Source organism: Citrobacter sp. Cf116, from assembly GCF_030336505.1.
GTDB classification, from domain to species: domain Bacteria; phylum Pseudomonadota; class Gammaproteobacteria; order Enterobacterales; family Enterobacteriaceae; genus Citrobacter; species Citrobacter freundii.
The window spans coordinates 1-5,809 of sequence record NZ_JAOWEQ010000022.1 but is presented as its reverse complement, the minus strand read 5'-3'; the positions used below and the strand labels follow the sequence as shown (position 1 = coordinate 5,809).

Below are 5,809 nucleotides of genomic sequence, written 5' to 3'. Positions count from 1 at the left end.
CGTGCGAAATCGATCATGGATTTATCCTCTTGCGTTGCCCTTGTCGCCAGGCTGGCGGAACGTTGAACCTGCTGCGTGTTAATACTTGTCATCTCATCCGGTGATTCGTATGCCGCCGGCAGCTACTTCGTGGGCGTCCTGCCTCGATGACTGTCTTTGTGTTGGGAATAGTATTATCGATTGAATCGATATATGTCAAATTAAATCGATATCAATGCGTGTGAACAACTCACCGATCAGTTTATCGGATTGATTTCGCGTGCTTTATGAAGGGTACAGGAGTGGAGGGGCTACTCGTTACTGGGGATTATCTTTCGTTTTTTTAGGTAAGCAGTAGCTACATCATCAAGCTCTTGCAGTCGCAGTTCGATCAACTTAACTATCTTTTCTCTCTCATCGTCAGTGGGCAAAAGCTCAAATTGCTCCAATAGCTTTTGTTCCTGGGCCGACTGAGGTTGACGTTTTTTTTCTGATGTTATGGCAGGAATAGTGTCAGCTTCAGTTTCTTCAAGAAAAAACCAATAGAGTGGATAGCCTGTAGCGGACTGTAGCCTATCTAGAATGTCAGCTCTTGGAAGTATATTAGAGTTACACCAGCCATTTACTGACTGGGCTTTTACTCCCAGTCTGCGTGCAAGTTCCGATTGAGATATTCCAAGATCATGGATGGCTTTTTGTAATCGCTTTCCGAAGTTCATATTCCTAGCCCGCTCAAAAACATACATCCGATTATACAGATTTTATCTGTAGCTCAACCTATCGATATAATTTGACGATATCGAAATAATTTGATTTACTCGTTTCACGTTCACTACTCGAGATAAATCAATGAAGCTCACAACACAAAAGAAAATGTTAGCCATATGCAGTCAGGCAGAACTGGGGCGCCGTCTAAATCGGCGAGCTCAAACAGTTAATGGATGGTTCAAGAAAAAGGTATCCGGCGAGCTTGTTGTTCGCGTATCCAAAGCTCTCAATTGGCAAATTACACCACACGAGTTGCGACCGGACCTTTATCCAAATCCCACTGATGGTTTACCTCAAAAGGAGGCTTAATCATGCAATCAGTAACATATCAACATCATAGCCAACGCTTAGCTGTTCCGTTGAAAACGCAAAATCATTTTAAACCCCAGCGCCGCGACAGCATTCAGCACCGCGTCATATTGGCAGCTGTTCGTGAATGGGAATCGACATTACCAGGACAGGCACAGGAGCGGATCGCTCAGCTGGTTGCTGAAGAGTGGGCCAAAGCAGATGGTCGCGGAATTGCTGTTAATAAACAGAATTTATTCCGATATCTGAAAAACGAAGGAGGGTCAGAAAAGTATACGGCTTACGTTATGCAGCTGTCAGGTTCAATCATTGCTGCTATGCCAGTTCAGATTGCCAGGAAGCACGGGTTAAGTAATGCGAGCACAGAAGCGGAGCTGGTGGCCAACGCTATCAAAGAATGCAGTGAGGCACATCAGGCGAAATTAATCGGCGCTCCGTTACAGAAACTGGAGAAGGAAATTCGTGAAGCAGCAATCGCTTTGTTCAACATGTTACCAGCTGATGCGGCGGGACCACTACTGGCGAGTTTAAGCGCCGTAGCGCCGCAATTGTTTTAATCGAGTTTTGAGCAATAACCATTACGCGCCGGGAAACCGGACAAGGGAGTAACCATGGCAGCTCTGCCTTACATGCAACTTTACATTGCTGATTACCTGGCGGACACCATGCATCTGTCTACAGAAGAGCATGGCGCATACCTGCTACTGATGTTCAATTATTGGCAAACAGGTCGCCCAATCCCCAAAAACCGACTATCGAAAATTGCACGGCTGAGTAACGACCGTTGGGATGCCGTTGAACCTTCGTTGAAAGAGTTTTTTAACGATAACGGTACCGAATGGGTACAGGAGCGTATAGAGCGTGATCTGGAGGCGGTTAAAAACTCAATCAGCCAAAAGTCAGCAGCTGGAAAAGCATCCGCTCAGGCGAGAAAAGCTAAAAAAGGAGCGAATAACCAACAAAATAACAACGGGTGTTCAACGGGTGTTGAGCTGCCGTTGAAACAGAACGCCAACGGAAACCCAACTAATAAAGATCCAGATACAGATACAGATCTAAAAGAAAACCAAGAGAGAGAGTTATACGCGCCAGGTGGCTTTTTACCTCCCATAGGCAAATTTCCGATTACAGATGACTGGACACCTGGTGATGACTTTGTACGCCAGGCTGCGCAGTGGGGAATAAATCTTGGGGATCTACCAGGGTATACCGCCGTCGAATTACAGCAGTTCCGGGACTACTGGAAATGCGAAGGGAAAGTTAAACATCACATCCAGTGGGAACAGACTTTTGCTTCCAGCCTGAAAACATCACGCGCCAAATCTTCCTCACCATCGGCAGGTACACGTCGACAGGCTGGCTTTGGCGTTTCACAACCTGACACTCAGATCCCGCCGGGATTCAGGGGGTAATGATGAAATCGACGCATGATTTGCTTGGCCGTCTGCGTAATCTCATGCCTGCAGGTGTTCAGCCGAAATTTACCAGCAGTCAGGAGTTAATGGCCTGGCAGCAGGAAGAAGGGCGAAAGCGCGCAGCTGAGCTGGAAAAACAAAATCAGCGTAACCGTTCAGAAAGGATTTTTGGGCGCTCAGGGATCTGCGAGTTGCACAGGGGGTGCTCATTTGCAAATTACCAGGTGAGCAACGACGGGCAGAAACACGCGCTGACGATGGCAAAGAGCTACGCCCATAACTTTGGGAATGGCTTTACCAGTTTTATATTCAGCGGCAGTTGCGGAACAGGGAAAAATCATCTTGCCGCGGCAATCGGGAACTACCTGCTTCAGCACGATTATTCCGTTCTGGTCGTGACAATACCTGATTTGATGCTTCGCACCCGCAAGTGCTATGACGAGGGCCAGTCTGAGTCCGATTTGCTGGATGATTTGTGCAAGGTTGATTTGCTTGTTCTTGATGAGGTTGGTGTTCAACGTGATACGCGCAATGAGTGGGTATTACTTAATCAGATAATCGATCGCCGTATGGCGTCAATGAAACCAGTGGGGGTACTTACAAACCTGAATTATGACGAATTATCAAAAGTTCTGGGTGAGCGGGTCATGGACCGCTTAACCATGGATGACGGTATCTGGGTAAATTTCGCCTGGGGAAGTTATCGAAAAAATGTGACCCACTTACGGGTCGTGAAGTAACCAAAACGAGTATTGACCAATGACCATAGAAATCTCTCAGAAAGATCGGGTAGCGATAGTGGTACGCCATACCCCGAACTGCGTATTACGTGATGTGTATGAAGCGCTGGATATTCCATCCGGTACCGCTGGTAAGTTTCTGCGCGCGCTGACTGTCAGCGGCACAGTCCTGCGCACTCACAACGGAACTCAGTATGTTTATAACATCTCTCCGGATGCAGAATTACCTGACGTAAAGCTGCCCTTCATGGAAGAGAAAAGCGATCCGGCTGAAACGCAATTAGCGGAGAAAATGGCGAAAGACCTTAAGTCACGGGGACTCTGGCGGCGCGCGGCAAAGGTATATACCGACATGTTAGACATTGCCCGTAGTTCAGCTGAAGTGTCACGTATAGCGCAGCAACGTAATGAATGTCTACGTATGGCCCGGAGATGATCAGCATGCCAAGACCAAATACACCAGAAGAGCAGGCGGCACTTATTCGGGTGATCATTGAAGAGGTGAAAATCCGTGGACGCTTAACCGTTAGCGAGGCATCACAGATGTTGTCGCTGCATCGTCAGACTGCTGAGAAGTATTTCCGCGTCGCAGCCGAACGCGGCGAACTCATTCGTTACGGTCGTCTTGGTTTGTTCAGGGATCGGAAGGCTGTGATTGATTTCGATCTCCAGCGTTTTTCATACGGATCGAGTAAACCTGTTATTGAGTTACCTGCAGATTTTCGGGGAAGTGCAGTTATGCGCCGGGTTATAGATATCGTGGGGAGGATGCCAGCATGACAACCGAAAAACGGCGGAACATGGCTTTCACTACTCGACGTTGAGCATGTCTGCTAGTGGTAGGCGTAAGATTTAAGGATGAGTGAAGGAACCTCAACTTTACGGCTCTATCTGATTCCTTTTCATTACGCTGGCGATGTCCTCATGGTTATGCTTATCTGTAATAAGAATGATATAAATAGATTAGGTATTATCATTTGAACAGTCACGATTTTCCTTTCGCGAAGTGGGCATTGAATTAACGAGGGTATCGATATGAACACTCAACCAGCTATCGGGATTAGCGGATGCTTGACCGGAACAGCTGTGCGGTTCGACGGCGGCCATAAACGAATGGGGTTTGCGATGGATGAACTGGCTCAGTGGGTAACTTTCAAGCCTGTCTGTCCGGAGATGTCCATTGGTTTATCTGTTCCCCGCCCAGCATTGCGCCTGGTTCAAACCAATGAAGGTTATATTCGCATGCGTTTTAGTCACGAGCCTGGTGAGGATATAACTGACAAAATGACTGAATTCACAACTCCATATATCCGAGGGCTTAGCACCTTGTCTGGCTTTATTGTCTGTGCCAAATCACCGAGTTGCGGTATGGAGAGAGTGAGGTTGTATGACGAAATGGGAAATCGTGGGCGGAAAGAAGGCACGGGCCTTTTTACTGGTGCGTTAATGGAAGCATATCCGTGGTTGCCGGTTGAGGAAGATGGACGTTTGCACGATCCGGTACTGAGGGAGAATTTTGTCGAGCGCATCTTTGCTCTCAATGAACTTAACATCTTAAGGGCTAATGGCCTTACGCGTCATGGGATACTTAGTTTCCATAGTCGCTATAAGCTCCAGCTTTTGGCTCATAACCAAGCAGGCTATCGTGAAATTGGGCCTTTTGTTGCTTCGATGCATGAGTGGAATGATTTGGAAGCATTTTTTGTTCTTTACCGAGAAAAGTTAATGGCAATCCTCAAGAAGCCGTCCTCACGGAAAAACCATACCAACGTGTTGATGCACATCCAGGGATACTTCCGTAACCAGTTGAATACACGTCAGCGCGGAGAACTGCGTGACGTTATTCTCAACTATAGCAGTGGACTCTTGCCGATACTCGCTCCACTTACTTTGCTAAAGCACTATCTGGCTGAATATCCAGATCGCTATTTGCTTACTCAGAACTATTTTGACCCCTACCCGAATGATTTAGCCCTACGCCTGATGGTTAATTAGTTTTTGAATACAGCCTTTAAACTATTTAATCTCTGGATCTTTAACCCGCTCCGGCGGGTTTTTTCTTATCTATACAGTGTTGCCACTCAGATTTAGTGAATCCCTAATGCTAGGAAAAGCTCAGTGTATACAACGGCATGGCTTTGGCAAAAAGTGCTATTAACCACTTGAATATGAGATTCAATAGGTATACTGTATGAATGTACAGTATTTTGATGTGGAGGGAATTATGAAGGTAGAACTTACGATCAACAAATCAAAAGACCTGCCGCGCGGAGCCATACCCGCACTTGAGAAAGAGCTGCTTAAGCGACTTCAGAATCAATATGGAAATTGTTCTCTAGTTATCCGCACGGCTGGCGGTGATAGCTTGACAGTTTTTGGTGGCGATAAGGGCGATAAAACGAAGGTGGAGGAAATCCTCCAGGAGACCTGGGAAAGCGCTGACGACTGGTTTTATTAGTTTTTTGGGTATTACTTTATCCCGATTGCATGGGGGAGTTTAAGTGAAAGAAAAAGTAGAATTGCCCAAAAAAGGCTACGCAGTCATCAGATGTCACGATGGAGTCATCGTTGCCAGGCTGCAATCATTTCCTGAGTGTG

Annotated in this window: 9 protein-coding genes; 8 read left to right on the top strand and 1 reads right to left on the bottom strand. The window is 46.7% G+C overall.

The features are described 5' to 3' along the window. Nucleotides 1–290: 290 nt before the first annotated feature. Nucleotides 291–698, bottom strand: coding sequence for a helix-turn-helix domain-containing protein (locus tag OGV74_RS01155; protein ID WP_047358007.1), 408 nt, complete (start codon nt 696–698; stop codon nt 291–293). Between the two features lie 130 nt (nt 699–828). Here OGV74_RS01155 and OGV74_RS01150 point away from each other — a divergent pair, with 130 nt between their 5' ends. From OGV74_RS01150 to OGV74_RS01115, 8 genes are all read left to right on the top strand, one after another. Beyond that, nucleotides 829–1,056 (top strand): transcriptional regulator, encoded by a 228-nt coding sequence (locus tag OGV74_RS01150; RefSeq protein WP_286520149.1) that lies wholly within the window; start codon nt 829–831, stop codon nt 1,054–1,056. A 2-nt stretch (nt 1,057–1,058) separates the two neighbouring features. Beyond that, nucleotides 1,059–1,613, top strand: a complete 555-nt coding sequence (locus OGV74_RS01145; RefSeq protein WP_047357953.1) for a toxin YdaT family protein — start codon at nt 1,059–1,061, stop codon at nt 1,611–1,613. Nucleotides 1,614–1,667: 54 nt separating this feature from the next. Further along, entirely contained in the window at nt 1,668–2,468 is an 801-nt protein-coding gene (locus OGV74_RS01140) for a DUF1376 domain-containing protein (protein WP_048221168.1), read from the top strand. Between the two features lie 2 nt (nt 2,469–2,470). Beyond that, nucleotides 2,471–3,211 carry an ATP-binding protein gene (locus OGV74_RS01135; RefSeq protein WP_047357954.1) on the top strand — a complete coding sequence of 247 codons (741 nt, stop codon included), beginning with the start codon at nt 2,471–2,473 and terminating at the stop codon, nt 3,209–3,211. 19 nt (nt 3,212–3,230) lie between these two features. Beyond that, nucleotides 3,231–3,647: a PerC family transcriptional regulator gene (locus tag OGV74_RS01130; RefSeq protein WP_047357955.1), complete on the top strand. Its 417-nt coding sequence runs from the start codon at nt 3,231–3,233 to the stop codon at nt 3,645–3,647. Between the two features lie 5 nt (nt 3,648–3,652). Beyond that, nucleotides 3,653–3,991 carry a DUF977 family protein gene (locus OGV74_RS01125; RefSeq protein ID WP_047358009.1) on the top strand — a complete coding sequence of 113 codons (339 nt, stop codon included), beginning with the start codon at nt 3,653–3,655 and terminating at the stop codon, nt 3,989–3,991. Nucleotides 3,992–4,246: 255 nt separating this feature from the next. Beyond that, nucleotides 4,247–5,206: a YbgA family protein gene (locus OGV74_RS01120; protein WP_047357956.1), complete on the top strand. Its 960-nt coding sequence runs from the start codon at nt 4,247–4,249 to the stop codon at nt 5,204–5,206. 229 nt (nt 5,207–5,435) lie between these two features. Next, nucleotides 5,436–5,669 (top strand): DinI-like family protein, encoded by a 234-nt coding sequence (locus tag OGV74_RS01115; protein WP_032943871.1) that lies wholly within the window; start codon nt 5,436–5,438, stop codon nt 5,667–5,669. The last annotated feature ends 140 nt before the right edge of the window (nt 5,670–5,809 follow it).

Coding starts and splice junctions, on each gene's coding strand:
- OGV74_RS01155 (WP_047358007.1), bottom strand. CDS start 698: ATGAACTTCGGAAAGCGATTACAAAAAGCCATCCATGATCTTGGAATA.
- OGV74_RS01150 (WP_286520149.1), top strand. CDS start 829: ATGAAGCTCACAACACAAAAGAAAATGTTAGCCATATGCAGTCAGGCA.
- OGV74_RS01145 (WP_047357953.1), top strand. CDS start 1,059: ATGCAATCAGTAACATATCAACATCATAGCCAACGCTTAGCTGTTCCG.
- OGV74_RS01140 (WP_048221168.1), top strand. CDS start 1,668: ATGGCAGCTCTGCCTTACATGCAACTTTACATTGCTGATTACCTGGCG.
- OGV74_RS01135 (WP_047357954.1), top strand. CDS start 2,471: ATGAAATCGACGCATGATTTGCTTGGCCGTCTGCGTAATCTCATGCCT.
- OGV74_RS01130 (WP_047357955.1), top strand. CDS start 3,231: ATGACCATAGAAATCTCTCAGAAAGATCGGGTAGCGATAGTGGTACGC.
- OGV74_RS01125 (WP_047358009.1), top strand. CDS start 3,653: ATGCCAAGACCAAATACACCAGAAGAGCAGGCGGCACTTATTCGGGTG.
- OGV74_RS01120 (WP_047357956.1), top strand. CDS start 4,247: ATGAACACTCAACCAGCTATCGGGATTAGCGGATGCTTGACCGGAACA.
- OGV74_RS01115 (WP_032943871.1), top strand. CDS start 5,436: ATGAAGGTAGAACTTACGATCAACAAATCAAAAGACCTGCCGCGCGGA.